This is a genomic window from Cyanobium sp. Copco_Reservoir_LC18 (assembly GCF_009834675.1).
In the GTDB taxonomy this organism is placed as follows: Bacteria; Cyanobacteriota; Cyanobacteriia; order PCC-6307; family Cyanobiaceae; genus Cyanobium; species Cyanobium minutissimum.
The window spans coordinates 94,966-118,864 of the sequence record NZ_ASAC01000018.1 but is presented as its reverse complement, the minus strand read 5'-3'; the positions used below and the strand labels follow the sequence as shown (position 1 = coordinate 118,864).

At 72.6% G+C, this 23,899-nt stretch carries 29 protein-coding genes; 16 read left to right on the top strand and 13 right to left on the bottom strand.

Annotation, left to right across the window (positions count from 1 at the left end):
- Positions 1 to 591: a hypothetical protein gene (locus tag L107_RS10810; protein ID WP_159818725.1), complete on the bottom strand. Its 591-nt coding sequence runs from the start codon at positions 589 to 591 to the stop codon at positions 1 to 3.
- 6 nt (positions 592 to 597) lie between these two features.
- Between L107_RS10810 and L107_RS10805 the strand changes: the two genes are divergently transcribed.
- Together L107_RS10805 and L107_RS10800 are read left to right on the top strand one after the other, a co-directional pair.
- Positions 598 to 1,740, top strand: a complete 1,143-nt coding sequence (locus L107_RS10805; RefSeq protein ID WP_159818723.1) for a cysteine desulfurase family protein — start codon at positions 598 to 600, stop codon at positions 1,738 to 1,740.
- Positions 1,741 to 1,765: 25 nt separating this feature from the next.
- Positions 1,766 to 2,599 (top strand): hypothetical protein, encoded by an 834-nt coding sequence (locus L107_RS10800; RefSeq protein ID WP_159818721.1) that lies wholly within the window; start codon positions 1,766 to 1,768, stop codon positions 2,597 to 2,599.
- Here the strand turns inward: L107_RS10800 and L107_RS10795 are convergent.
- Both L107_RS10795 and rsmH read right to left on the bottom strand, forming a co-directional pair.
- Complete coding sequence (locus L107_RS10795) at positions 2,596 to 3,165, bottom strand: DUF456 family protein (protein WP_159818719.1); 570 nt, start codon at positions 3,163 to 3,165, stop codon at positions 2,596 to 2,598. The genes L107_RS10800 and L107_RS10795 overlap by 4 nt on opposite strands.
- A 10-nt stretch (positions 3,166 to 3,175) precedes the next feature.
- Positions 3,176 to 4,102 carry a 16S rRNA (cytosine(1402)-N(4))-methyltransferase RsmH gene (gene rsmH, locus L107_RS10790; RefSeq protein ID WP_159818717.1) on the bottom strand — a complete coding sequence of 309 codons (927 nt, stop codon included), beginning with the start codon at positions 4,100 to 4,102 and terminating at the stop codon, positions 3,176 to 3,178.
- Positions 4,103 to 4,145: 43 nt separating this feature from the next.
- On the opposite strand from rsmH, the gene L107_RS10785 reads away from it, so the two are divergent.
- From L107_RS10785 to L107_RS10775, 3 genes are all read left to right on the top strand, one after another.
- A complete protein-coding gene (locus L107_RS10785) occupies positions 4,146 to 5,330 on the top strand; it encodes an NAD(P)H-quinone oxidoreductase subunit H (protein ID WP_159818715.1) in 1,185 nt (394 codons plus the stop codon).
- Positions 5,327 to 5,740, top strand: coding sequence for a DUF2752 domain-containing protein (locus L107_RS10780; RefSeq protein ID WP_159818713.1), 414 nt, complete (start codon positions 5,327 to 5,329; stop codon positions 5,738 to 5,740). Before L107_RS10785 ends, L107_RS10780 begins: the two co-directional genes overlap by 4 nt.
- Before the next feature lie 123 nt (positions 5,741 to 5,863).
- Positions 5,864 to 6,745: an acyl-CoA desaturase gene (locus tag L107_RS10775; RefSeq protein ID WP_159818711.1), complete on the top strand. Its 882-nt coding sequence runs from the start codon at positions 5,864 to 5,866 to the stop codon at positions 6,743 to 6,745.
- A gap of 15 nt (positions 6,746 to 6,760) precedes the next feature.
- On the opposite strand, the gene L107_RS10770 is transcribed toward L107_RS10775, so the two are convergent.
- A complete protein-coding gene (locus L107_RS10770) occupies positions 6,761 to 7,447 on the bottom strand; it encodes a hypothetical protein (RefSeq protein WP_159818709.1) in 687 nt (228 codons plus the stop codon).
- Positions 7,448 to 7,577: 130 nt separating this feature from the next.
- Here L107_RS10770 and L107_RS10765 point away from each other — a divergent pair, with 130 nt between their 5' ends.
- On the top strand, positions 7,578 to 8,021 hold the full coding sequence (locus L107_RS10765; protein WP_159818707.1) for a thioesterase family protein: 444 nt from the start codon (positions 7,578 to 7,580) through the stop codon (positions 8,019 to 8,021).
- Here L107_RS10765 and L107_RS10760 read toward each other — a convergent pair.
- The 5 genes from L107_RS10760 to menA all read right to left on the bottom strand — a co-directional run bounded on the left by L107_RS10760 (position 8,018) and on the right by menA (position 11,824).
- A complete protein-coding gene (locus tag L107_RS10760) occupies positions 8,018 to 8,209 on the bottom strand; it encodes a hypothetical protein (protein WP_106219346.1) in 192 nt (63 codons plus the stop codon). The genes L107_RS10765 and L107_RS10760 overlap by 4 nt on opposite strands.
- Entirely contained in the window at positions 8,209 to 8,475 is a 267-nt protein-coding gene (locus L107_RS10755; protein WP_094587399.1) for a TM2 domain-containing protein, read from the bottom strand. The genes L107_RS10760 and L107_RS10755 overlap by 1 nt, the downstream gene beginning before the upstream one ends.
- 15 nt (positions 8,476 to 8,490) lie before the next feature.
- Positions 8,491 to 9,744, bottom strand: a complete 1,254-nt coding sequence (locus tag L107_RS10750) for an AMP-binding protein (protein WP_159818705.1) — start codon at positions 9,742 to 9,744, stop codon at positions 8,491 to 8,493.
- A gap of 83 nt (positions 9,745 to 9,827) precedes the next feature.
- On the bottom strand, positions 9,828 to 10,838 hold the full coding sequence (locus L107_RS10745; RefSeq protein ID WP_236550631.1) for an enolase C-terminal domain-like protein: 1,011 nt from the start codon (positions 10,836 to 10,838) through the stop codon (positions 9,828 to 9,830).
- Positions 10,835 to 11,824 (bottom strand): 2-carboxy-1,4-naphthoquinone phytyltransferase, encoded by a 990-nt coding sequence (gene menA, locus L107_RS10740; protein ID WP_159818703.1) that lies wholly within the window; start codon positions 11,822 to 11,824, stop codon positions 10,835 to 10,837. Before menA ends, L107_RS10745 begins: the two co-directional genes overlap by 4 nt.
- A gap of 74 nt (positions 11,825 to 11,898) precedes the next feature.
- On the opposite strand from menA, the gene L107_RS10735 reads away from it, so the two are divergent.
- Positions 11,899 to 13,287 carry an isochorismate synthase MenF gene (locus L107_RS10735; RefSeq protein WP_370515485.1) on the top strand — a complete coding sequence of 463 codons (1,389 nt, stop codon included), beginning with the start codon at positions 11,899 to 11,901 and terminating at the stop codon, positions 13,285 to 13,287.
- Between the two features lie 12 nt (positions 13,288 to 13,299).
- Here L107_RS10735 and gshB read toward each other — a convergent pair whose 3' ends face one another.
- Positions 13,300 to 14,289, bottom strand: coding sequence for a glutathione synthase (gene gshB, locus L107_RS10730; protein WP_159818699.1), 990 nt, complete (start codon positions 14,287 to 14,289; stop codon positions 13,300 to 13,302).
- On the bottom strand, positions 14,286 to 14,564 hold the full coding sequence (locus L107_RS10725; RefSeq protein ID WP_370515482.1) for a glutaredoxin domain-containing protein: 279 nt from the start codon (positions 14,562 to 14,564) through the stop codon (positions 14,286 to 14,288). Before L107_RS10725 ends, gshB begins: the two co-directional genes overlap by 4 nt.
- 177 nt (positions 14,565 to 14,741) lie before the next feature.
- Here L107_RS10725 and L107_RS10720 point away from each other — a divergent pair, with 177 nt between their 5' ends.
- The 8 genes from L107_RS10720 to L107_RS10685 all read left to right on the top strand — a co-directional run bounded on the left by L107_RS10720 (position 14,742) and on the right by L107_RS10685 (position 20,444).
- Complete coding sequence (locus L107_RS10720) at positions 14,742 to 15,536, top strand: FUSC family protein (protein ID WP_159818695.1); 795 nt, start codon at positions 14,742 to 14,744, stop codon at positions 15,534 to 15,536.
- 20 nt (positions 15,537 to 15,556) lie between these two features.
- On the top strand, positions 15,557 to 16,552 hold the full coding sequence (locus L107_RS10715) for an aromatic acid exporter family protein (protein ID WP_236550630.1): 996 nt from the start codon (positions 15,557 to 15,559) through the stop codon (positions 16,550 to 16,552).
- A gap of 32 nt (positions 16,553 to 16,584) precedes the next feature.
- A protein-coding gene (prfB, locus tag L107_RS10710; protein WP_159818691.1) for a peptide chain release factor 2 occupies positions 16,585 to 17,710 on the top strand; the annotation gives its coding sequence in 2 pieces (ribosomal slippage) (positions 16,585 to 16,659 and positions 16,661 to 17,710; 1,125 coding nt in all).
- A 20-nt stretch (positions 17,711 to 17,730) separates the two neighbouring features.
- Positions 17,731 to 17,925, top strand: a complete 195-nt coding sequence (locus L107_RS10705; protein ID WP_106219357.1) for a DUF3285 domain-containing protein — start codon at positions 17,731 to 17,733, stop codon at positions 17,923 to 17,925.
- Positions 17,922 to 18,446 carry an rRNA maturation RNase YbeY gene (ybeY, locus tag L107_RS10700; protein WP_159818689.1) on the top strand — a complete coding sequence of 175 codons (525 nt, stop codon included), beginning with the start codon at positions 17,922 to 17,924 and terminating at the stop codon, positions 18,444 to 18,446. The genes L107_RS10705 and ybeY overlap by 4 nt, the downstream gene beginning before the upstream one ends.
- A 68-nt stretch (positions 18,447 to 18,514) precedes the next feature.
- Positions 18,515 to 19,000 carry a diacylglycerol kinase family protein gene (locus L107_RS10695; RefSeq protein WP_159818843.1) on the top strand — a complete coding sequence of 162 codons (486 nt, stop codon included), beginning with the start codon at positions 18,515 to 18,517 and terminating at the stop codon, positions 18,998 to 19,000.
- Positions 19,001 to 19,009: 9 nt separating this feature from the next.
- Positions 19,010 to 19,606 carry an aminodeoxychorismate/anthranilate synthase component II gene (locus L107_RS10690; RefSeq protein WP_159818687.1) on the top strand — a complete coding sequence of 199 codons (597 nt, stop codon included), beginning with the start codon at positions 19,010 to 19,012 and terminating at the stop codon, positions 19,604 to 19,606.
- A 43-nt stretch (positions 19,607 to 19,649) separates the two neighbouring features.
- The gene (locus L107_RS10685; protein ID WP_201295868.1) at positions 19,650 to 20,444 is read left to right on the top strand and encodes an MBL fold metallo-hydrolase; all 795 of its coding nucleotides are present in this window, start codon (positions 19,650 to 19,652) and stop codon (positions 20,442 to 20,444) included.
- A gap of 22 nt (positions 20,445 to 20,466) precedes the next feature.
- On the opposite strand, the gene L107_RS10680 is transcribed toward L107_RS10685, so the two are convergent.
- Positions 20,467 to 21,600 (bottom strand): histidinol-phosphate transaminase, encoded by a 1,134-nt coding sequence (locus L107_RS10680; RefSeq protein WP_159818685.1) that lies wholly within the window; start codon positions 21,598 to 21,600, stop codon positions 20,467 to 20,469.
- Positions 21,601 to 21,677: 77 nt separating this feature from the next.
- On the opposite strand from L107_RS10680, the gene speG reads away from it, so the two are divergent.
- Entirely contained in the window at positions 21,678 to 22,208 is a 531-nt protein-coding gene (speG, locus tag L107_RS10675) for a spermidine N1-acetyltransferase (protein ID WP_159818683.1), read from the top strand.
- 92 nt (positions 22,209 to 22,300) lie between these two features.
- Here speG and L107_RS10670 read toward each other — a convergent pair whose 3' ends face one another.
- Positions 22,301 to 23,719 carry a hypothetical protein gene (locus L107_RS10670; protein WP_159818681.1) on the bottom strand — a complete coding sequence of 473 codons (1,419 nt, stop codon included), beginning with the start codon at positions 23,717 to 23,719 and terminating at the stop codon, positions 22,301 to 22,303.
- Positions 23,720 to 23,899 lie beyond the last annotated feature (180 nt).

The following is a 23,899-nucleotide window of genomic DNA, read 5'->3' as shown; positions in this document are numbered from 1 at the left end:
CTATCGACCGGGACCGAGCACCACCTGTTCCCGCTCGGGCAGCAGGCCGCTGTAGCCCAGCTGCCGGGCCACCGGACCGAGGCTTGCTGGGTCCCTGCCGGCCTGCTCGGGCACGCACACCGCCCACCACATCAGGTGATCGAGGCGGTTGGCCGGGGTGATCACTCCGCCGGGGTTGAGCTCGCGGATGATCAGGCGGCGGGAGCTGCCGGTGATCCGCAGGGGGGCGCTGACGCTGCAGCCGATCTTGTCGGTGGCGACGGTCACCCGGTCGTCGAGCTCCTCCCACACCTGCACGCGCCACATGCCCGGCTGGGCCGGCTCGGGCACCAGGCCGTAGATGCCCACCACCTCCCGGCCCCGGTGGGTGACCCGGTCCAGCAGCACCCGGAAGCCCTTGGGTCGGTTCTCCTCGTTGCTGCGGGACGGCTCCTGGGCCGCCGCCGGGCCGGGCAGGACCAGGGGGACGGCCGCCGTCACGGCGACCCCGACCGTCACGGCGGCCAGGGTGAACGCCGCCAACGGGGCCATCAGCAAGGCCGACGCCAGCCGCAGGGGGGCGACACCGAAGCAGCGGAGACGGTTCAGCATGGCCCCATGCTGACGTACCTCGACCACCACGCGAGCACCCCATGCGATCCGGCGGTGGTGGCGGCCATGGCGCCCTGGTGGTCGGCGAACCCCGCCAACCCCTCCAGCCGCCTGCACCGGCCGTCCCTGGAGGCGGGCGCGGCGGTGGACATCGCCCGCCACCGGGTGGCCGCGGCCCTGGGCATGGCCGACGAAGCGGTGATCTTCACCAGCGGCGCCACCGAAGCCAACAACCTGGCCTTGCGGGGGGCGGCCGAAGCGGCCCTGGAGCGGGGGGACCCCCGCCGCCAGCTGGTGACCCTGGCCACCGAGCATCGGGCCGTGCTGGAGCCGCTGGCCTGGCTGGAACGCCATGGCTTTCCGCTCACGGTGCTGCCCGTGGCAGCCGATGGCCTGGCGGACCCCGACCGGCTGGCGGCGGCCCTGGGCCCCGACACCCTGCTGCTGTCGGTGATGGCGGCGAACAACGAGATCGGCGTGCTGCAGCCCCTGGCCACCATCGGCGCCCTCTGCCGGGATCGCGGCGTGCTGTTCCACTGCGACGCCGCCCAGGGGGCGGGCCACATCCCCCTGGCCATGGCCGACCTGGGCATCGACCTGCTCAGCCTCAGCGGCCACAAGCTGTACGGCCCCAAGGGCATCGGCGCCCTGCTGCGGCGCCCGGGCGTGCCCCTGGCCCCCCAGCAGCTCGGCGGCGGCCAGGAGGGCGGGCTGCGGGGCGGCACCCTGCCGGTGCCCCTGATCGTGGGCCTCGGCGCTGCGGTGGCCGGCGCCCTGGCCGACCGGGAGGAGCGGGCCGGACGGCTCGGGGCCCTGCGGGACCGGCTGTGGGAGGGTCTGGCGGCCCTCGGCGGGGTGCGCCGCAACGGCCACCCGCGCCAGTGCCTGCCCCACAGCCTCAACGTCAGCGTCGAGGGTGTGGACGGCACCCGCCTGCACCGCCAGCTGCGCCGGGTGCTGGCGGTGAGCAGCGGTTCGGCCTGCAGCCAGGGCAGCCCCTCCCACGTTCTGGCCGCCCTCGGCCTCGACAGGCGCGCCGCGAGCGCCGCGATCCGCTTCGGCCTGGGCCGGGGCACCACGGCGGCGGACATCGAGGCGGCCGTGGCGGCGGTGAGCGAGGCGGTGGCGGAGCTGCGGGTGGCTGTCTAGCTTTCGGGCCTGCGCCCTTTTCTTGATGTCCACACCCGGCGGTCGGCAGGGCCCCCGGCTCAACTTCGGTGATGCGCTGCAGGAGGGCTGGCGGGCCTTCAGCCGCAGCCCGGGGCCCTTCGTGGGTTTCCCCCTGGTGGTGGTGGCCCTCCAGTTCCTGATCCAGCCCCTGCAGAGCCGCATCAGCAGCGGCGGCGTGGCCTCCAGCGACCCCTTCGACTGGGTGCTCTACCTGATCGGGCTGACGGCCAACCTGCTGCTGAATCTCTGGTGCGCCATCGGGCTGGTGCGCGGCGCCGGCAGCGCCCTGCAGGGCGGCCACCCCTCCCTCGGGCAGCTGATGCGCTGGGACGGGGAGGCCTTCCTGCGGCTGCTGCGCGCCTGGCTGGTGCTGTTGGCGGTGGTGGGGGTGCCCCTGCTCGGCCTGCTGCTGCTGGTGGGCGGGCCCCTGGCCCTGCTGAGCGTCTATGCCGATCAACTGGTGCCGTTCAGCCGCACGCTGGTGGAGGTGCTCGGGCTGAGCCTGGCGGTGGTGTTCGCCCTGCTGCTGGGGGTGGTGCTGCTGGGCGTGATCTACCTGGCGATCAACCAGAGCTTCCTGACCCAGATCGTGCTGTTCGAGCGCGCCGGCTCCCGCACCGCCGTGCAGCGCGGGCGGGCCCTGGTGGACCCCAGCTGGCTGATGGTGCTGCTGCTCACCCTGATCGAAGGTCTGCTGGTGCTCCTGGGGCTGCTGGCCTGCCTGGTGGGCGGCTTCGTGGCCTGGCCCCTGGTGGTCTGCATCGCCACGGCGGCCTACCGGCAGCTGGTGCTGGCCGGCGGCGGCCCCGATCCCCTGCCGCCCCTGCCCGGCCGCTAAGCGAAGGGGCCCACCGTCAGCAGCACGAATCCCAGCAACCCCACCAGGGCCAGCAGCAGCTGGGCCAGCCGGCTGACGAGCATCCCGGCCACCACCGCCAGGCCCACCAGCAGGGAGCGCCGCAGCCGGCCCAGGCCGGGCGGGCCGAGGGACGGCGCGGCGGTGATGAGCTCGCCCAGACTGGCGCCCAGCAGCGGACCCACCAGGGCCCCCAGCAGGGGTCCGCCCACCGGCAGGGCCGGCAGCAGCCCCAGCAGACCCACCACCAGCCTCACGCCGGCCCCGACGTAGCTCCAGCGGGTGGCCTGCAGCCGGGCCGGGCCGAGCAGCAGGCCCAGGGCCTCGGCCCCCCAGCCCAGGAGCAGCAGCACCACGGCCAGGGCCAGGGCCGGCCAGCCGGCGGCCCAGCCGACCGCCCAGCACCAGAGCAGGGCGCCCACAGGCAGCAGGGTCAGGCCGGGCGCCACCGGCAGCACCGTGCCCGGGATGGCGAGGGCCTGGATCAGCAGGGCGATCCACCAGAGCAGATCGGCGCGGTCGAGGCTGGGCAGGCTGACCGGGGTCATGGCAAACGGCTCAGGCCACGCGGCGGGCCACCCGCAGCTTGGCGGAGCGGCTGCGGGGATTGGCCTGCTCCTCCTCCTCGCTGGCCACCAGCGGCTTGCGGGTGAGCCGCTCCAGGCGCGGGTCACTGAGGAAAGCCGTCTTGACGCGCCGGTCCTCGAGGGAGTGGAAGCTGATCACCGCCAGCAGCCCGCCCAGCACCAGCCAGTCGGGGGCCCGCACCAGCAGCCGGTCGAGGGCGCCCAGCTCATCGTTGACCGCGATCCGCAGGGCCTGGAAGGTGCGGGTGGCCGGGTGGATCCGGCCGTGGCGCGCCTTGGGTGGGAAGCAGCCGGCCACGGCGTAGGCCAGATCGGCCGTGGTGCGGCCGTTGCCGGCCCAGGGGCGCTCCGCCACCAGGCGCCGGGCGATCCGGCGCGACAGGCGCTCCTCGCCGTAGGCGTGGATCAGGTCCGCCAGGGCCGACTCGTCCAACCGGTCGATCAGCTCGGCGGCGGTCTCGCCGGCGTCGGGGTCCATGCGCATGTCGAGGGGGCCGGGGGCGCGGAAGCTGAAGCCCCGACCGGGCTCGTCCAGCTGGGGACTGCTCACCCCCAGATCGGCCAGCACCCCCACCAGGGGAGCGGGCGGGGTGAAGTCGGCGAAGTTGGCCGCCTGGATCACGGCCCGATCACCGAAGGGGGCGAGCCGCTCGGCGGCCGCGGCCCGGGCGGCGGGGTCCCGGTCGAGGCCGATCAGGCGCAGAGCGGGGTGGGCCGCCAGCAGCAGGGCACTGTGGCCGCCCCCGCCGAGGGTGCAGTCGAGCAGCAGCGCTTCCCCGGCCTCGGCAGCCCCGTGAACAGCCCCGTCATCGGCGCCGGCCGGTTGTCCAGGCAACCCGGAGAAGGCTGCGAGCACCGAATCGGCCAGAACCGGGAGATGGGCGAACGAAACGGCCATCTCACCTTCCTAAGATCCCGGCACTCCGTTCCTTGCGAAGGGCATGACCCAGCTCGAGACCCGCACCGAGCCGATGGTGGTCAATTTCGGCCCCCACCACCCGTCGATGCATGGGGTGCTGCGGCTCGTGGTGACCCTCGACGGCGAGGACGTGATCGACTGCGAGCCGGTGATCGGCTACCTCCATCGCGGCATGGAGAAGATCGCCGAGAACCGCACCAACGTCATGTTCGTGCCCTACGTGAGCCGCTGGGACTACGCGGCGGGCATGTTCAACGAGGCGATCACGGTGAATGCCCCCGAGAAGCTGGCTGACGTGCCGGTGCCCAGGCGCGCCAGCTACATCCGGGTGCTGATGCTGGAGCTCAACCGCATCGCCAACCACCTGCTCTGGCTTGGCCCCTTCCTCGCCGACGTCGGCGCCCAGACGCCCTTCTTCTACATCTTCCGGGAGCGGGAGATGATCTACGACCTGTGGGAGGCGGCCACCGGCCAGCGGCTGATCAACAACAACTACTTCCGCATCGGCGGGGTGGCCGTCGATCTTCCCTATGGCTGGCTGGAGAAGTGCGCCGACTTCTGCGACTGGTTCGGCCCCAAGATCGACGAGTACGAAAAACTGATCACCAACAACCCCATCTTCCGCAAGCGGATCGAGGGGCTGGGGGTGATCGAGCGGGAGCAGGCGATCAACTGGAGCCTCTCCGGTCCGATGCTGCGGGCTTCGGGCGTGCCCTGGGATCTGCGCAAGGTGGATCACTATGAGTGCTACGACGACTTCGAATGGTCGGTGGCCTGGGAGAAGGAGGGAGACTGCTATGCCCGCTACCGGGTGCGGATCGAGGAGATGCGCCAGTCGCTGAAGATCCTGCGCCAGGCCATCGCCATGATTCCCGGCGGACCCACCGAGAATCTGGAGGCCCGCCGGATGGCCGAAGGCAAGAAGAGCGAGTGGTACGGCTTCGACTACCAGTACGTCGCCAAGAAGGTGGCGCCCACCTTCAAGATTCCCGATGGCGAGCTCTACTGCCGGGTGGAATCGGGCAAGGGTGAACTGGGCGTGTTCATCATGGGCAACAACGACGTCACCCCCTGGCGCTGGAAGATCCGCGCCGCCGATTTCAACAACCTCCAGATCCTCCCCCACATCCTCAAGGGGGCCAAGGTGGCCGACATCATGGCCATCCTGGGCTCGATCGACGTGATCATGGGATCGGTGGATCGGTGAGCACGGCCGGCCGGCGCTGGATCCGCCGGCTTGCTCGTTGCGGCCCCCTCCTGCCCCTGGGGGCCACCGGTTTTCTGGTGCTCAAGGGGCTGCATCCGGGTCTGCCCGGCCTGAGTTGCCCGTTGCGGGCCCTCACCGGCATCCCCTGCCCCACCTGCTATCTCACCCGGGCCACGGCGGCGAGTCTGGTGGGTCGCTTCAACGATGCCGTGGCCCTGCACGCCTTCGGCCCGGTGCTGGCCGCCGGCCTGGTGCTCTGGGCGCTGCAGGCGCTGCGCACCGGCCGACTGGTGCCCCGGGTGCTGCGGGGCTGGCACCTGGCGGCCATGGGCGCGCTGCTGCTGCTGTACTGGGCCGGCCGCATGGGGCTGACCTACGGCCTCGGCCTGCAGGCCTTTCCGCTTCGATAAGGACCCGCCACGCAGGGCGGGGGTCACGCTGCGGCGGATGGTGGCGGGCCGCGTTAGCCGAGGACCCCATCCCGGCTGCCGAACTGGAAGGGCGGGCACGGCTTCCCGAAGCCAGCGCCTAGTGTGAACTCCTCTCTACAGACGTTCCCTCTGGACAGCGGTCGTGTTCGTTTTTTCCTCTACGCCCTGGGGCCCGTCTTCATCCTGGTGTCGCACCTCGGCTGCCTGCTGCTGCTGGCCACGGGGCTGAGCCTGGCGGCCGCGGGCTGGGCGCTGGCGCTCTACCTGATCCGGATGCTGGCCACCACCGCGGTCTACCACCGTCTGATCACCCACGGCAGCTACCGGGCGCCCAGGCTGGTGCACTGGATCGGGTCCCTGGTGGGGGCCTCGGCGGGACAGATGGGACCGAGCTGGTGGAAGGCCCATCACCTGGCCCACCACCGCCATGTGGACACCGACCTCGATCCCCATTCGCCCCTGAAGCCTGAGGCAGGCCTGGGTGGGTTCTGGCGCTCGCAGGCGGGCTGGCTGCTGGCACCCTCGTTCTTCCCGGAGCGGTTGCCCGCCGATGTGGAGGCAGATCCTGTGCTCAGGCTGATCGACCGCCTGCATTTCGTGCCGCTGCTGGTCCTGGGTGGGGTGTCCTATCTCCTTGGCGGACTCGAGTGGCTGGCGGCCTTCTTCCTGAGCACCACCTTGCTCTTCCACGGCGTGGCCACGGTGAATTCTCTGGCCCACATCGCCGGTGAGCGGCCGTTCCTCACCAATGACATGAGCCGGAACAACGGCTGGGTGGCGCTGATCACCCTCGGCGAGGGCTGGCACAACCTCCACCACGCCTTCCAGTGGTCGGTGCGCCAGGGCTACGGCGTGCGAGGGGGCCGCATCAGGGCGCTGCCTGATCCCACCTATGTCTTCATCCGCGGCCTCGAACGCCTGGGCTGGGCGGATCGGCTGCGCCTGCCGGCGGCGGAGGAACTGCTCGAGCGGGCACGCCCATGACGTGGTGGTGTCGCCTCAGCTGAGCACCCCCCGGTGGTACGCGGCGTTCTGGATGTAGAAGGTGGCCACCGGCACCGCCACCAGCGAGCCCAGGAAGCAGGTGAAGACCGAGACCACCAGTACCAGCAGCCAGGCCAGCAGCTCAATGCCGGCGAACACCCGGCCCTGGGGCGAGCCGTACACGGCCTGGAACGAGGAGGAGAAGGCGTCGAGGATGGGGCTGTCGGTGAGGAACACCTTGTTGACGTACACCGGCATCACCAGGGTGACGGCGAGGCCGGGCAGGATGCAGAGCACGAAGCCGATCGCGGCGACGATCGTGAACAGGGCGCCGGCCAGGATGTAGCGCACCGGCCTTTGCATCAGCACCCGCAGGGCGGCTTCGGCGTCGATCGTTTCGCCGCTGGCGTAGTGCATCGCCGGCACCGCCACGAACAGCACCCCCACCAGATTGGAGAGGATCGTGAAGGGCAGCTGCACCAGGTTGCCGAGCACCGCCCCCAGGCCGGCCGCGGCCTCCGCACCCGCCGCGCCGCTGGAGAGACCCACCCCCAGGGTGGTGAGCGCCAGCGAGGCCACGACGCCGATGACACCGATCACGATCGTCACCACCCAGATCAGCAGGATGGTGGGGATGTGGGCCAGGAAGGCGGCCCAGGCCTTGGAGATGCTGGGGGGCTCGTAGGCGATCGCGGCGGCCAAGGGGAAGGGTTCGTACTGGGCGGAACCTAGGGGCGTTCCGCCGGGCCAGCAACGGATCCGGGAGGCCGACGCCTCCCGAAGGGCGCCACCATGGGGCCTGGAAGCGCCCCGCCGGCGCCATGGAGGTGGCATGTCCCCATCGGACCCGGTCGACTGGCTGCTGCTCTGCCGCACCGTGCGCTTCGGTGACACCGATGCCGCCGGGGTGATGCACTTCCACCAGCTGCTGCGCTGGTGCCATGAGGCGTACGAGGAAAGCCTGGAACGGTTCGGCGTGGTGGCCGGCGAGATCTTCCCCGGGCCAGGCCGGACGCCTGCCGTGGCCCTGCCGATCGTGCACGCCAGTGCCGACTACCGGCGCCCCCTGGCCTGCGGCGATCCCCTGGCGATCGAGCTGCGGCCCCTGCAGCTCGACGGCGGCAGCTTCGAGATTCGCTTCCGCTTCCTCCACGGCCCCGAGGAGGCGGGCACGGGGCTGACCCGGCACGTGGCCATAGAGACGGCCAGCCGCCGGCGGACGGCTCTGCCCGCCAGCGTCGCCCAGTGGCTGGAGGCCAGCCGGACGGGCCCCTAGCGGCGGTGGATCCCGGCCCAGGCCAGGGCGGCCAGCTGCAGCGGCAGCAGCGCCGCCATCAGGGCCAGGGGGTGCAGGCCATCGTGGGGCGTGGAGGCCAGGGCCAGGAAACTCACCAGCCCGCCTCCCGCCACCAGGAGAAGGGCCAGCCGCCGCGGCCGACCCGCTGCAGGCCGGAGCACGGGCATCAGAACCACTCCCGGGTGGCGTCGATGTACTGGGCCTGGAACTCGTCGGTGGACTTGGTGAGATAGATGACGCCTTCGATCACCCCGATGATCCCCATCACCGAAGCGCCGAAGCCGCAGGTGAGCACCGTGACCAGCAGCATGATCAGCCCGGCTTTGCTGTAGCCCAGCACGAACTTGTGGATGCCCAGCGATCCCAGGAAGATGGCCAGCAGCCCTGCGGCCAGCTTCTTGTTGCTGGTCTCGACCTGTTGACTTTCGGTCATCGTTGCAGGGGCATGTCAGAAGGCTTCTAGCGAGTCCAGCCAGCGCTGCCAACGTCCCCGTTGCCATTTGCCGGCGGCGGTGGGCGCCAGCGAGGGGCAGAGGTGCCAGCTCCGGGGCCGCTCGGCGGGGGCCCAGGCGGCCGTGATGGCCTGCAGCCGCGCCAGAAGCTCCGTCCCTTCCTCCTGCCTGAGTGGCCGCACCAGGGCCACCAGCCGTTCCCCCCACTCCGGATCGGGCCGGGCCAGCAGCAGCACCGCCGCCAGGCCCGCCCCCCGCTGGGCCGCCTCGGCCTGCAGCCGTTCCTCCAGCCGCTCCGGGAACACCGTCTCGCCGCCGCTGTGCAGGGCCCCGTCGAGGCGGCCGAGCAGCTCCAGCCCCTCGCGCCCGATGCGGCCGCCGTCGCCGCTGCGCCACCAGCCGCCCGGCTGTAGCGGCAGGGGCTGCAGGCGGCCCGCCACCAGCCGGCCGGGGCTGAGGCGCCCGCAGCGCACCTCCACGGCCCCGGTGGGCCCATCAAGCCGCAGGGTCACGTCCGCCAGCGGCGCGCCACAGCCCGCGGCGCCGGCCAGGAAGCGCTGCGGCGGCAGGGCACACACCATGGCGGCGGTCTCGGTGGCGCCGTAGCAGGGGGCCAGGGGCAGCCGGGCCCGGCGGGCGGCGGCCGCCAGCGACGCCGGCAGGGCGGCCCCCCCGACCCAGATCAGGGCACAGCCGGCCAGCCAGGCCGTGGCCGCGGGGCTGGCCATCAGCCGGGCCAGCTGGGTGGGCACCAGGGAGAGCAGCACGGGCCGCCCCCGGGGGAGGGGACAGGCCTCGGGCAGGAGCTCCGGCCGGCGCAGCAGCGACGGGGCCAGCCAGCGCAGCTCCCCTCCCCAGTGGCGGGCCCGCACCAGCGGCAGCAGGCCACTGACGTGGTGCAGGGGCAGAGGGTCGAGATGGAGGCAGGGGGACGGCTCCAGGCCCAGCCCCTCCAGCCAGGCGGCGGTGGCCTCGGCGGAAGCCTTCAGGTGGGCCAGGGGCTGCAGGCACCAGTGCCGTCCCCCGCTGCTGCCGCCGCTGCCCACCACCACGGCGGCCCCGAACCGTTCCAGCTCCGCCAGCTCCCCCGAAGCGCCGCCCAGGGCCGCCGCCAGATCCCCCTGCTGCCCCGGGCCCGCCAGGGCCACCAGCCGCTGCCGCCCCCAGGCCTGCTCCAGGCGGGTCGCCGCCTCCACGGGATCGGCCCGGGCGGCATCGAGCAGCAGGGGCGCCCAGGGGGGATCGGCCACGCGGGGTCTCGGCGGAGCGCCACGCTCAGGCGGCGCTTTCGGGCACGGTAGGGCTGGTGAGGGGCGCCAGCGCCGGCTCCGGCTCAGGCCGCCGCCGCCCAGACCCGTTCCGGGTCCGGATCGAACAGGGGGCCGCTGGGCGTCCAGTCCGGCGCCAGGCCGGGGGCCACCGGCGTCGGTCCCCGCCACTGCAGGGCCGCCAGGTGGGCCGTCCAGCGGCCGCCGATGCCGGTCTCGAAGCCGGTGCTCACCATCAGCCGGGGCACACCCCGGCCCAGCTGGGCCAGCAGGGGCCGGGGGTCCCCGTCCTGGGACGGACGCCGCACCTGCCAGCCCGCCCAGCGCTGCCGCAGCTGGGGCCGCTGGCGCAGGGATTCATCCAGGGCCACCGGAAGGCGCAGGGCCAGTGCCTCCAGGCCCTCCTGGTCGTTGGCGGCCAGGGGCTGCTCCAGCCACTGCAGCCGGAGCTCCGGCCCCAGCCGCTCCGCCCAGGCGGCGGCGGTGGCCCGGTCCCAGCCGCCGTTGGCGTCGAGCCGCAGGCGGCCATGGGCCGGCAGGCGCTCCAGCAGCCGCTCCAACAGGCCCCGCTCCAGCCCATCGGCCGCCGCCGCCACCTTCCACTTGAACGTGGGCGGCGCGAGGGGCGGCAGGGAAGCGGCGCCGGCGAGCCCCCGCTCCAGGGCGGCAAGCATCGCCTCACCGGCGGGGAGCAGCCAGGCCGATGGGGGAGCGGCCAGCCAGCCGCCCGCCGCCGCCCCCACCGCTCCGTCGGCCTCGGCCAGGGCCGCCCCCAGGGCGAAGGCCAGGCTGGGCGGCAGGGCGGGCAGGCGGCGCTCCAGAGCGTTCCGCTCCACGGCGGAGCCGAGGCCCTCCAGCGCGGCGGCCACCGCATCGGTTTCCCCCGGGTCGAGCGGGGCCGCCTCGCCCCAGCCGACGCCGCCGCCTTGCCCCTGCAGCCGCAGCAGCCAGCCCCGTTTCGCCGCGACCGTGCCGTTGGCCGTCTGCAGCGGCCGGGGCAGCCGGAAGGCGAAGGGCCTCAGGCGCAGCTCCAGGGGCCCCTGCGGCCCCGCCCCCCCGGCCGTGCCTGTGCTCACCGGCCCGCCAGCGCCGTCAGCCAGGGGCCGAGGGCCAGGCCGCAGGCGAGCCCCAGGCCGTTGAAGGCCTGGAAGCGCAGGGCCAGGAACTTGCTGCCGATGATGCGCTCAGGCTGGTGGTGCTGCTCGCCGAGGAGCCGGATCAGGGCCCGGGCCGGCGGCAGGCCGATGGCCCCCAGCAGGGCGGTGAGGGGCCACCATCCCAGCAGCACCGGCGCCCACTGGAGCGCCAGGGCGGCGGCCACGAACCAGGGCACCAGGCCGGCGGCGCGCCGGGTGCCGAGCCGCACCACCGGAGAGCGCTTGCCGTGGGCGGCGTCCTCCTCCACCTGGTGGAAGTGGGAACAGAACAGCACCAGGGTGGTGGCCAGGGCCGGTCCGCTGCCCAGCAGAAGGGCGGCCCCCCAGGGCACCCCGCCCGCCCCCTCCCCGGCCGGGGCCAGGGCCAGCAGGGCGGCGGCGGTGGCACAGGGGCCGAAGGCCAGCCAGCAGAGGGGTTCCCCCAGGCCCCGGTAGCCGAGGCGGAACGGGGGCCCCTGGTAGAGGTAGCCCAGACCGCAGCAGGCCAGCACCAGCAGCAGCACGGCGGTGCTGCTGCGCAGGGCCACCAGGGTCATCAGGGCCAGCCCCACCACCAGACAGCCATTGGCCAGGGCCAGCACCCGGTCCCGCCGGCCGGTGAGGTTGACCACCGAATGGGGCTTGCCATGGGTGTCCACGCCGGTGTCGGCGTCGAAGACATCGTTGGCGAGGTTCTCCCAGCCCAGCAGCAGCACGGCCGCCAGCAGGAACAGCAGCAGCTGCCCGGGCCGCAGGCCCAGACCCTGGCCCAGCCGCCAGCCCGCCGCCAGCAGCACCGGCATCACCGCCACGGCGTACATGGGCCACTTCACCGCCGCCCGCCAGAGGCGGCCGCGAGAGGAGGCCTGCGAGGCGGCGCCACCCCCCGCGGCGTAACGGCTTGCGACGACCTGTGGCTCAGACATGGGGGCCGCGGGCGTTGGGCGGGGAAAGGCCCATACATTTGAGCAGCCTTCCGCCCCGGTCCCGCGGCCCCTTGGTGCAGGCCCCTGCCACCTTCTCCGCGCTGCTCTCGGCAGCCACCGCCGCCAGCCGGCGCCTGGAGGAGGAGGGAGTGCTCAGCCTGGCCCTGCCGATGGCCGCCCTCGACCCCCTCGTGGCCCTCACCCACCTGGGCGCGGGCGGCGACTTCCGCTTCCTCTGGGACGGCGCCCCGGGGCTCAGCATCGCCGCCGCCGGCCAGTGCAACAGCCTGGAGCTGAGCGGTCCGCGGCGCTTCGAGCTGGCCCAGCGCTTCAGCAGCCTCAGCCTCAGCCGCCTGGCCAGCGCACCGGCCCCCTGTCCGGCCCTGGCCCGGCCCCGGGTGCTGCTGGCCTTCGCCTTCTTCGAGAGCCCCCTGCACCCCGGCACCGGGGCGGCGGGGGTGCAGGCGGTCCTGCCCACCTGGCAGCTGAGCCGCCAGGGCCGCCACTGCTGGCTGCGGCTGCAGCGCAGCCTGGGGGGCGACGTCACGGCCCGCAGCGTGGCCGAGGAGCTCTGGGACACCCGCCAGCGGCTCGAGGCCCTGGCCGTGGGCAGCCCTTCCGTGGCGGGCCGGGGCACCCCGGTGGGCATCGCCCATGGCTCCCACTGGCACGCGGGCTACCGCTCCGCCCTCGACCGGGCCCTGGAGCTGGTGGAGCGGGGCGAGCTGCAGAAGCTGGTGCTGGCGGTGCGTCAGCACCTGCTGCTGGATGGTCCCCTCGATCCCCTCAGCCTGCTGTCGCACCTGCGCCGCAGCCAGCCCGGCAGCTGCCGCTTCCTCTGGCAGCGCTCGGAGCGGGAAGCGCTGGTGGGGGCCTCGCCGGAACGGCTGCTCACCCTGCGGCAGGGCCAGCTGCGCAGCGATGCCCTGGCCGGCACCGCGCCACTGGGGGAGCCGGCCGATCTACTGCTCCAGTCGCGCAAGGACCGCCACGAACACGAGCTGGTGGTGGAGACGATCACCGCCGTGCTGCAGAAGGCGGGCCTCGATCCACGGCGGCCGCGGCGGCCGCGGCTGGCCCGCCACGGCTCCCTGGTCCATCTGCACACCCCGATCACGGCGTCGCTGCGGGGTCAGGCCCCGCTCACCCTGGCCGAAGCGCTCCACCCCACCCCGGCGGTGGCGGGCCTGCCCCGGCGCGAGGCGATGGCCTGGCTGCGCAGCCTGGAGCCGTTCGAGCGGGGGCACTACGCCGCCCCGATCGGCTGGATCGACACCGAGGGCGACACGGACCTGCGGGTGGCGATCCGCAGCGGCACCCTGCGGGGGCGGCAGCTGGAGCTCACCGCCGGGGCGGGGCTGGTGCGGGGCTCCCACCCCGAGCGGGAGCTGCAGGAGGTGGCGCTCAAGCTCGGGGTGCTGCAGCAGCAGCTCAACCTGCCGGTGGCGGCCGGCTTCAGCTGAGCCGGACCGCCCTCAGCCGGCCAGCAGGCGCTCGATCACCTGATCGGCCAGGGGCCGGCGGCCCAGCCATTCCACTTCCCGCACGCCGGTGGGGCTGGTGACGTTGATCTCGCTGAGCCGGCCGTCGATGACGTCGATGCCGACGAAGAACAGCCCCTCGGCCCGCAGCACGGGCGCCAGCTCGGCGCAGATGTGCCGCTCGGCGTCGGTGAGGTCGGCGGCGACCGGGGCGCCGCCCAGGGCCAGGTTGCTGCGGAATTCGCCCGCCTTCGGCAACCGGTTCACGGCGCCGAGGGGCTCCCCGTCCACCAGCAGGATCCGCTTGTCGCCGGCGGTGACCGCAGGCAGAAAGGCCTGGACCATCACCGGCAGCGTCTCCTGGACGGTGACCAGCTCCAGCAGGGAGCACAGCCCGGGGGCCGCCGCCGCGGTCCGCACCACCCCCTGGCCGGCCCGGCCCGCCAGGGGCTTGAGCACCACCTCCTGGTGGCCCGCGGCGAAGGCGGCCAGCTGCTCCACCCGGGCGCTCACCAGCGAGGGCGCCATCAGGTGGCTGAAGCGCAGCGCGCCCAGCTTCTCGTTCCACGACCGCAGCGCGGCCGGGCTGTTGAGCACCCGCACCCCGAAGGGCTCGGCCAGCTCCAGCAGCTGGGTGGCGTAGAGATAGGCCTCATCGACCGGCGGATCCTTGCGCATCCAGATCCAGCGGAAGTGATCCAGCGGCATGTCACGGGGCCCATCCACCTCGACCCAGGGATCGGGCACGCTCCAGCCCTCGGCGGTGGCGGCCATCGGGGCCAGTCGCACCGGCTGGGCCCAGGCCCGGGGCCGGTGGCGGCCGTCGTCCGCAGCGGCGCTCGAGAGATCGGCCTGGGTGCAGACCCATACCGCCAGACCGGCCCGCTGGGCCGCCTGCATCAGGGCCACGCTGGAATCCTTGGCCGGCCGCAGGCGCGTGATCGGATCGACCACGAACAGCTGGGCGTCCTGATCGCGGCTCACGCGGACAGACGCAGGATGGGGCCCAGTTCACCGGCCGTGTTGAGCTTGGCGAGCTCCACGTAGCCGCCGATGGCGATGCCATCGATGAAAATCTGGGGAACGCTGGTGCGGCCGCCGGAGCGCTTCATCATCACTTCCTTGTTGATCTCATCGTCGTCGATGATGAATTCGTTGTAGGTGACCCCCAGCCGATCCAGGAGACCCTTGGCCCGGATGCAGTCAGGGGAGAAGCGATAGGTATAGATCTCCACCTTGGCCGGCGGCTTCACCTCCACGGCGTCCTGCCCGGATTGCTCTGGGGGGACTCCTGGGATCTCCATCCGGTCTCACATGGGGCGTCAGCGCGCAGCTTAAGGGGACCGTCCATGCCCCACCAGATCCGCCTGGGCCGATCGGCGCAGGCCCGGCATCCTGGGGCCTGATCTCCCGGCGGAGCATGGTCCGTCGGCCCGATGCCCCCCCGTCCCCCTTCGCCCCAGCAGATCCGCAACGCCCTGCAGGTGGGGTTCGCCGGGTTCCTGGCGGCCGGCATCCACGCGGCGGCCGGACCGGACGTCAACGCGATCGACGGCTTCTACGTGGTCTACGGCGCCGCCCGCAGCCTGCTGCCCACTCCGGAGGCATCGCGGGAGGCGGCCTGGGCGCGGATCGTGGGCACCGTGTTCGGCGGCGCCGTGGTGGTGCTGCTCACCCTGGCCCTGCACAACTGGCTCGCCATCGGCATCGGCTACGTCCTCATCCAGTTGCTGGGACGCCGGCTGGGGCTGGGTCCGGCCACGCTGATGAACGCCGTGATCATGACCGTCCTGATCCTGGCGGTGCCCGCCCACGAGCGGATGGGGGGCTGGTACGTCGTCGACAGGACCGGCTGGCACCTGCTCGGGCTGCTTCTTGGCATGGCCGTCGAGCGCCTGTTCTGGTTCCGCTCGCCGCTGCAACGCCTGGAGGACAGCGAGCGGGGTCTGCAGGGCCGGATCGAAGCCCTGCTGGCGGGCCCGTCCCCCGACGGAGCGGAGGAGCTGATCGGTGCCTACGGCGCCCACTGCGCCGTGCGCGCCGCCGTGCTGCGCAGCCCCCAGGCCCTCGGCCTGGCGAGTGAACGGATGCAGCAGCGGCACGAGGCGCTCGAGCAGGCCCTGCGCCACGCCGTCGCCCTGGTCCGGGTGCCGGCCGTGCTGCGCTCCATCGACGCCGACGCCTGCCGCGAGGCCCTGCTCCGGCTGCGGAGCCTGGCGGCGGCGCCATGACAGCACCCGGACGGTCGGCCGTGATCGTGCGCAACGGGGCGGTCCTGGCGCTGGTGGTGGCCGCCTGCAACCACCTGGCGCTGCCGGAGGGACTGTTCCTGGCCCTGGCGGTGCTCACGATTCTCGAGACCGACCTCGGCGGCGGCGTGCTGGCCGGGCGGGAGCGGATCATCGGCACCCTGCTGGGACTGCTCGCCGTGGTGATCGGGGCGGGGATCCTGGGCGGCCCGTCCAGCGCCCTCGGCGTCTTCGTGGGACTGACCCTGGTGCGGCTGTTCGGGTTCGCCGCCGGTCTGACCAGCGGCTTCGTGGTGGGCGGGCATGTGGTGGCGGGCAGCCTGATGAACCACGGCGCCGCCTGGTGGCACTACGGGTTCTGGCGCACGGTGATGACGATCCTGGGCGTGATCCTGGGGGTGCTGGTGTCGCGGCAGATCTACAGCCAGCGGGCCGCCAGCGCCTGGCAGGCCTCCTGTGACGGCTGGCTGCTCGATCTGGCCCGCTTCCTGGAGCGCCTGCCGACCACTCCCGAGCCGGAGCCGCAGGTCGAGGCCCTGCGGGAACGCCGCAATGGCCTGCGCCGCCGGCTGCCCCAGCTGGCGGCGGAGCGGACCCTCATCCACGGCCAGCCGGACGAGGCGGTGCTGCGGGCCCAGCGGCTGCTGCAGCACGGCAGCACGGTGATGAGCGCGGCACGGGATCTCTGCCTGCTGCTCAGGAAGGGGGCCCCGGCGGAGTGGATGCCGCCCGGGCTGATCCCGCGGCTGCTGGACAGCGGCCGGACCCGGATCGGAGCGCTCGTCGAGGGGCGGGAGGCCCCGGACGCGCTGGCGGACCTGGGCCGCTGCCGGGAGCAGCTGGCCGCGGCGCTGCCGGCGCCCCAGGCGACCGATCCGGAGCCCCAGGAGGCCCGCACCCAGCTGCTGATCGCCAGCCGGCTGCTGCTGCTCGCGGATGCCCTGATCCAGTTGCCCCGCTCCCCGCAGCGCACGGGGCGACCGGATGGGGGGCGCTGATAGGGTCGAGCCAACGCCGGATTCGCTACCCCTTGCTGGATCTCACCGACTTCAAGCGCGACCTCTCCGAGCTCACCGACCGCCTGGGCCATGCCCAGGACTGTCTTTGACGTACCGGCCCTGAAAGCCCGCCAACGGGACCTGGAGCAACTCGCCTCCCAGCCCGGCTTCTGGGACGACCAGCAGCAGGCCCAGAAGCAGATGCGCCAGCTGGATGAGGTGAAGGCCCAGCTGGAGCAGTTGCAGCAGTGGCAGGCGGCGATCGACGACGCCCGCGCCACCCTGGAGCTGTACGACCTCGAGCCCGATGAGGAGCTCCTCGGCGAGGCCAACGGTGGCCTGCAGCAGCTCAAGGGCGCCCTCGACCGCTGGGAGCTGGAGCGCCTGCTGAGCGGCCCCTACGACAAGGAGGGGGCGGTGATCTCGATCAATGCCGGTGCCGGCGGCACCGACGCCCAGGACTGGGCCCTGATGCTGATGCGGATGTACACCCGCTGGGCCGAGGACCACGGCATGAAGGTGACCGTGGATGAGCTCTCCGAGGGGGAGGAGGCCGGCATCAAGAGCTGCACGATCGAGATCGACGGCCGCTACGCCTACGGCTACCTGCGCAATGAGAAGGGCACCCACCGGCTGGTGCGGATCTCGCCCTTCAATGCCAACGACAAGCGCCAGACCAGCTTCGCCGGCGTCGAAGTGATGCCCAAGCTCGAGGAGGAGGTCAAGCTGGACATCCCCGAGAAGGACCTGGAGGTCACCACCTCCCGCTCGGGCGGCGCCGGCGGCCAGAACGTCAACAAGGTGGAGACGGCCGTGCGCATCCTGCACATCCCCACCGGCCTGGCGGTGCGCTGCACCCAGGAACGCTCCCAGCTCCAGAACAAGGAGAAGGCGATGGCCCTGCTGATGGCCAAGCTGCTGGTGATCGCCCAGGAGCAGCGGGCCGCCGAGATCGCCGACATCCGCGGCGACATCGTCGAAGCGGCCTGGGGCAACCAGATCCGCAACTACGTCTTCCACCCGTACCAGATGGTCAAGGACCTGCGCACCGGCGAGGAGACCACCGACGTGCAGGGGGTGATGGACGGGGATCTGGATCCCTTCATCCAGTCGCTGCTGCGCCAGGGTGTGGAGATCGCCGCCGACGCGGCCGCCTGATTCCCTCCGCAGCGCCCCCCATGCCCGAGCGCCCCAGCCCCCCGCCCGCCCCCGCCGCACCGGGGGAGGAAAGCCCCAGCTTCGTCAAGCTGGCCATGCGCAACATGGTGCGCAAGGGCCGCCAGAGCCTGCTGCACTTCGGGCTCACCGCCCTGGGCCTGTGCGGGTTCCTGCTGCTGATCGCCTGGCTGGGGCGGCCCAGCCTGCCCGGATGACGGCGCCGGAGATCGACCTGGCCTTCAGCCTGGAGTCCGGGGACTGCGGCGATGCCCCTCTCCTGGAGCCCCTGACCGACCCCGCCGTGGCCGAAGCCCTCTGGAGCGGCCATCTGGGGGCCTGGCTGGCCCAGCTGCTGCCGGAGCTGCCGGCCCCCCTGCGCGCCGCCGGCTACAGCCTGGGGCTGGAGCTCACCGGCGACGCCACGATCGCGGAGCTCAACGAGGCCTGGCGGCAGCACAGCGGCCCCACCGACGTGCTGGCCTTCGCCGCCCAGGAGGAGGCGCCGCCCGCCCCCGCGGGGGTGGAGCCGGACTGGCTGGAGCTGGGCGACATCGTCATCTCCCTCGACACGGCCCGGCGGCAGGCCGAGGCGGCCGGCCACGGCCTCGGCGAGGAGCTGCTGTTCCTGGCCAGCCACGGCCTGCTGCACCTGCTGGGCTGGGACCACCCCGATGACGACAGCCTGGAGGCGATGCTGGCCCGGCAGACGGCGCTGCTGGTGGCCTCCCCCTCCTGACAGGGGCTGTTCCCGGCGACCATCGGCGGTAGGGTGCCGCTTGTCCCTCCAACGGCGGTGCGATGCCGATGCTCGTTCCCGGGGAACCTCCGCCGGCCCTCCGCCAGGTCACCGGCAAAGTGACCGGCGACGGGGCCAGCGACGTGCACCGCCGTGGCAGGCGCCTGCGGGTGGGGGCCTGGAAGGTGGCGGGCGACCTGCCGGCGAGCTTCCGCTACGCCGCCCAGGGGCTGGCCTACGGCTTCGCCAGCCAGCGCAACTTCCGCATCCATGTGGTCACCGGTGCGGTGGTGTTCGGCCTGGGGCTGTGGCTGCGCCTGGCCGCCGACCGCCTGGCGGTGCTGGTGCTCACGGTGGCGGCGGTGCTGGTGCTGGAGCTGCTCAACACGGCCACCGAGGCGGTGGTGGATCTCGCCATCGGCCGCCAGTTCCACCCCCTGGCCCGCATCGCCAAGGACTGCGCCGCCGCCGCCGTGCTCGTCGCCGCCCTCTCGTCGCTGCTGATCGCCCTGCTGCTGCTCGTGCCCCCCCTGCTGATCCGCCTCGGCGTCTAGACCGTCCCCATGCTCCTGGTCCTCGACAACTACGACAGCTTCACCTTCAACCTGGTCCAGTACCTGGGTGAACTGGCCGCCGACCACCCCCTCGCCGCCGAGGTGCGGGTGGAACGCAACGACGCCCTCGACCTGGAGCAGATCCGGGCCCTCGACCCGGCGGCGATCCTGATCTCCCCCGGCCCCGGCGACCCGGACCAGGCCGGGGTCTGCCTGGAGGTGCTGCGGCACCTGGGGCCCACCGTGCCGGTGCTGGGGGTGTGCCTGGGTCACCAGTGCCTGGCCCAGGTGTTCGGCGGGCGGGTGGTGCGGGCCGGCGAGCTGATGCACGGCAAGACCTCACCGGTCCACCACCGCGGCGCCGGCGTGTTCGAAGGCCTGCCCGAGCCCCTCACCGCCACCCGCTACCACAGCCTGATCGCCGAGCGGGAGACCCTGCCCGACTGCCTGGAGATCACCGCCTGGCTGGAGGACGGCACGATCATGGGCCTGCAGCACCGCGACCATCCCCACCTGCAGGGGGTCCAATTCCACCCGGAGAGCGTGCTCACCCAGGCCGGTCACCAGCTGCTGGCCAATTTCCTGCGCCAGGCCTCCCACTGCTAGTTTCGCGCCACATCCCGGGCCCGGTGGGGCCAGACGCGACTCCATGGTTGACCCCACCAGCCGGTCCGCGACAGCGCTGACCGGATCCGCGACAGCCCTGCGCAGGACCGCCACTCCAGGGCTGCGCCTCGGCGCGGCTCTGGCCCTGGCGGCCGGACTCACCCTGCCGATGCCGGCGGCGGCCCAGAAGGGCGGCGGCGTCTCGATCACCCATCTGGGCCACAGCGCCCTGCTGATCCAGGGCGGTGGCGCCCGCGTCCTGGTCAACCCGTTCCAGGCCGTGGGCTGTGCCGCCGGGTTGCCCGAGCCCCGGGTCAGCGCCGATGTGATCCTGGCCAGCAGCCTGCTCAAGGATGAGGGCGCCCAGGTGGCCAGCGGCAAGTTCCTGGTGAAGCCGGGCTCCTACCGGCTGGCGGGCCTGCAGATCGAGGGCATCGCCGCCCCCCACGACCGGGTGGGCGGCCGCCGCTTCGGCAACGCCACCCTCTGGCGCTGGCGCCAGGGCGGCCTCGACATCGCCCACCTCGGCGGCACCGCCGGTCGCCTCAGCCCCGCCGATCGGGTGCTGCTGGGACGGCCCGATGTGCTGATCATCGGCGTGGGCGGCGGCGGCAAGGTCTACACCGGCCAGGAGGCGGCCGAGGTGGCCCGGGAACTGCAGGCCCGCCGTGTGATTCCGGTGCAGTACACCACCGGCAAACCCCCCGCCGGCTGCGACCAGGGGTCGGTGGAGCCGTTCCTGAAGGCGATGGTGGGGGCCACGGTGCGGCGCGGCGGCCGCACCATCTCGGTGGTGCCGCCCCTGGGGGATGGGGTGGTGGTGGAGGTGATGCGCTGAGGCCGGCGGCGGCTCCCGCGCCTCACCCCAGAGCGTCGATGCGGCGGTAGGCCTCCCAGAAGCGCTCCATCTGGGCACCGGTGCCGAGGCTGACCCGCAGGGAGCCGTCGATCAGCGGCTTGCCGGCCATCGAGCGCACCAGGATGCCGGCCTGGCGCAGGTCGGCCTCCACCGCCGCGGCCGGCCGGCGGGGCCAGAGCAGCAGGTAGTTGCCGCCGGCGGCATGGTGGCGCACCCCCGCCTGTTGCAGCTGGCCCACGAGCCGGTCACGGGCCCGCAGCACCTCGGCGACGTAGCCATCCACATAGGCCTGGTCGGCGAGGGCGGCATGGGCGGCGGTGACCGCAAAGCTGTTGATGTCGTAGGGGCCGCAGACCCGGCCCACCCGCTCCACCAGCGCCGGAGCGCCGATGGCGAAGCCGATGCGCAGGCCCGCCAGGCCGGCCGTCTTGGCCAGGGAGCGCAGCACCAGCAGGTTGGGGACCGCGGCGAAATCGGCGAGGGGCAGCACGCTGTCGCCGGTGAAGGCCTCGTAGAGCTCATCCACCACCACCAGGGTGTCCGGCGCCGCCGCCGCCAGCTCCAGGATCCGCTCGGGCGCCAGCCGGGTGCCGGTGGGGTTGTTGGGGTTGCAGATCAGCAGGATCCGTGGGGCAGCCGCCGCCGTTCCCGGGGCCGCCAGGGCCGCCCGGATCGCCTCGAAGGGGAAGGCGAAATCCGGCAGGCGGTAGGGAATCGCCTCGATCACCATGCCCTGCATGCGGGCACAGGGGGTGTAGTAGCCGAAGGTGGGGCTGGTGGTGAGCAGGCGGTCGCCCGGCGCGCCGAAGGCATGGAAGACGGCATGGATGGCCGCGTCCACCCCGTTGAACAGGCCGATGTGGGCCGGCGTGAGGCCCCGGCCCCCCAGCGAGCGCACCACCGCCTCCCGCAGGCCGTCGTACTCGGGGTAGATGGCGTAGTGATCGGCCGGTATCGCGCGGATCGCCTCCACCACCCGGGGGCTGGGGCCGACGGTGTTCTCGTTGAAATCGAGCCGCAGCAGACCTCGGCGCCCCTCCAGGGGGGCGCTGTAGGCCGTGAGGGTCTCCACCTCCGGCCGGGCCCGGGGGCAGGGGGGAACGGCCGGGCTCTCGCCTGGGGTGGGGCTGGTCACGGCGGCGGAGCTCAGATCGCTGCGACTGCCATCCTGCAGCGCAGCCCTACCGTCTGTGCACGTCGATCTGGAATCCGGTGGCGCGATCGGAGCTGGCCCTGCGGGCCCTGGAGCGGGGCGACCTGCGGTTCATCCACGACCAGGTGAACAACCGCAGCGTCATGGCCTACTGGTTTGAAGAGCCCTACGAGTCATTTGATGAACTGGAGGATCTCTACAACCGCCACATCCACGACAATGCCGAGCGCCGCTTCGTGGTGGAGAACAGGGCCAAGGAATTGATCGGCCTGGTGGAACTGATCGAGATCGACTACATCCACCGCCGGGCCGAATTCCAGATCATCATCGCCCCGGAGCACCAGGGCAAGGGCTACGCGCGCTTCTGCATCCACAAGGCCCTCGACTACTCCTTCACCATCCTGAATCTGCACAAGATCTACCTGTCCGTAGCCGTTGACAACGCCAAGGCCCTGCACCTCTATCAGCAGTGCGGCTTCGTCGAAGAGGGCCATCTGGTGGGCGAGTTCTTCATCGAAGGCCAGTATCGCGACGTCAAACGCATGTACATCCTTCAGGAGGATTATCTGGCCAGGATGCCCAAGACCTGAGGTTCAGCCCGTCGGCCGTGGATCTCGACCGGGCAAGGGCTGATCGGTGCCCTCCAGCCCCCGGAGGGCGCAGAGGCGCTCAGAAAGAGAACTCAGACGATCCCGGAGGCGGCAATCGTGGCGTTCGGGATGTCCAGCTTCCGGGCAATCTGATTGGCGATCCTGGCGCCAAGCCACACACCACCGATGTGGCCCAGTTCCCGGGGGGTGGCCGGAACCCCGAAGACGTCATCCTCGCTGCCGGGAAGGCGGGTGGTGATGCCATCGCATTGTCGGTGCACCCCCAGATAGGCCCGGCTCACCGCGTTATCCACCATCGCCTCCCACAGGCTGCCGTAACTCAGGGTGAGACGGTCCCGCGGCCATGGGGTGCAGGGATCCCTGTTGCGACCATCGGACTCATCGGAGACGAGTTCGAAGCGCACATCATCCCGGCCGCTGCCGGCTGGATCGAAGCGGCTCAACCCCCGGGCCACCAGGAACAGGCGCAGCAGCTGGAAGGCCGCCGCACCGAGGGTGGCGTGGCCGGAGGGATAGGAGGGAAGATCGGGCGTCAGCCCCGCCCCGGTGCCGTCGGCATCCGGACGGCCCATGGGCAACCGGCTGGCTGCGGCGAGCCCCTTCGCCACAACGGCCTCCCGGACCCCCACCGCCGGCCGGCCCATCCTGTGGGTCGGGGCGTACTTGTAAAACCAGGCATCGATGCCCGCATCGGCCATGGCCACGGCGGCGCCAGCGATGGCAGCCAGTCCATCCAGCCCGTGGAGCTGGCCCGGATGGCGCGTCTCGATGGCGTCGAGCACCGTCAGCACCACCTGCAGATAGAGGCGGGGTGGGGAGCCGAGCTCCCGGGGGCCGTCGTACGCCCAGGCCGAGCCGATGACCTCCTCGGCCAGGCTGCGGAAGGCCGGATCGCCGGGGGCGCGCCGGAACTCCCCCGGGGAAGCGGCGGTGGCGGCATCGAGGCGGCCGGGGGGCGGCGGGAAATCCGTCACCCGGGTCGCGGCCAGTGGCGTGGCATGTCCCCAGTCGGCCCCCGCAAAACCCTGGGTCGGCTGGGGCGGTGCCGGCCGATGGTGGCAGGGCGTGCCATCGGCCGTGCCCGCGGCGCGCGCCTTGCTGAGGTCGTCGATGCCGACCTGGTGAACGGCCTTGCCGTAGGCCCTGCCGGCCATCTCCACCGGTGTCCCGGCCGGACCCAGGGCGAAATCATCGAGCCATTGGCGCCAGGCCCGCTCCAGTGGGGTGGCCTGGTTGGGGTAGCGAAGCCGGAGCACCTGGTGGCAGGCGGCCGCGGCGGCCAGATCCCTCATCTCCGGGCTGGGGAAGGGGAGCAGGCCGGCGGGGATGGGAAGGCTGAGCAGCTGCATGGCCGAGCCGGCGACGACGGACCTGACGTCATGCAGGGCCGCCAGGGCCATGGCGAGGGCCCGAGCCGTGAGGAAGGGGCCCCGCTGGTCACCGGGGGACAGGGAATCGGTGTGGTCCCGGCCAACACACTCCAGGCTCATGTCAATCCAGAAGCGCGTTCTGGAGCCGCCTGCCGCCATGGTCCTGTCCGTTAGGGCCCCCTGATTGTGTGGAGACAGCACGGAACGACCTGGACCTGGGAGCACCCGTTCCCGTGCTGTTGGTGATGGCTGGGTGTCATCCGGGTGACAGGAGGAGGCGCGCTCCCGATCCAGGGCGGC

Bases quoted from the DNA above. Each gene is read 5' to 3' on its own strand.
- L107_RS10810 (WP_159818725.1), bottom strand. From the start codon at position 591: ATGCTGAACCGTCTCCGCTGCTTCGGTGTCGCCCCCCTGCGGCTGGCG.
- L107_RS10805 (WP_159818723.1), top strand. From the start codon at position 598: ATGCTGACGTACCTCGACCACCACGCGAGCACCCCATGCGATCCGGCG.
- L107_RS10800 (WP_159818721.1), top strand. From the start codon at position 1,766: ATGTCCACACCCGGCGGTCGGCAGGGCCCCCGGCTCAACTTCGGTGAT.
- L107_RS10795 (WP_159818719.1), bottom strand. From the start codon at position 3,165: ATGACCCCGGTCAGCCTGCCCAGCCTCGACCGCGCCGATCTGCTCTGG.
- rsmH (WP_159818717.1), bottom strand. From the start codon at position 4,102: ATGGCCGTTTCGTTCGCCCATCTCCCGGTTCTGGCCGATTCGGTGCTC.
- L107_RS10785 (WP_159818715.1), top strand. From the start codon at position 4,146: ATGACCCAGCTCGAGACCCGCACCGAGCCGATGGTGGTCAATTTCGGC.
- L107_RS10765 (WP_159818707.1), top strand. From the start codon at position 7,578: ATGTCCCCATCGGACCCGGTCGACTGGCTGCTGCTCTGCCGCACCGTG.
- L107_RS10760 (WP_106219346.1), bottom strand. From the start codon at position 8,209: ATGCCCGTGCTCCGGCCTGCAGCGGGTCGGCCGCGGCGGCTGGCCCTT.
- L107_RS10755 (WP_094587399.1), bottom strand. From the start codon at position 8,475: ATGACCGAAAGTCAACAGGTCGAGACCAGCAACAAGAAGCTGGCCGCA.
- menA (WP_159818703.1), bottom strand. From the start codon at position 11,824: ATGTCTGAGCCACAGGTCGTCGCAAGCCGTTACGCCGCGGGGGGTGGC.
- L107_RS10720 (WP_159818695.1), top strand. From the start codon at position 14,742: ATGCCCCCCCGTCCCCCTTCGCCCCAGCAGATCCGCAACGCCCTGCAG.
- L107_RS10705 (WP_106219357.1), top strand. From the start codon at position 17,731: ATGCCCGAGCGCCCCAGCCCCCCGCCCGCCCCCGCCGCACCGGGGGAG.
- ybeY (WP_159818689.1), top strand. From the start codon at position 17,922: ATGACGGCGCCGGAGATCGACCTGGCCTTCAGCCTGGAGTCCGGGGAC.
- L107_RS10695 (WP_159818843.1), top strand. From the start codon at position 18,515: ATGCTCGTTCCCGGGGAACCTCCGCCGGCCCTCCGCCAGGTCACCGGC.
- L107_RS10690 (WP_159818687.1), top strand. From the start codon at position 19,010: ATGCTCCTGGTCCTCGACAACTACGACAGCTTCACCTTCAACCTGGTC.
- L107_RS10685 (WP_201295868.1), top strand. From the start codon at position 19,650: ATGGTTGACCCCACCAGCCGGTCCGCGACAGCGCTGACCGGATCCGCG.
- L107_RS10670 (WP_159818681.1), bottom strand. From the start codon at position 23,719: ATGAGCCTGGAGTGTGTTGGCCGGGACCACACCGATTCCCTGTCCCCC.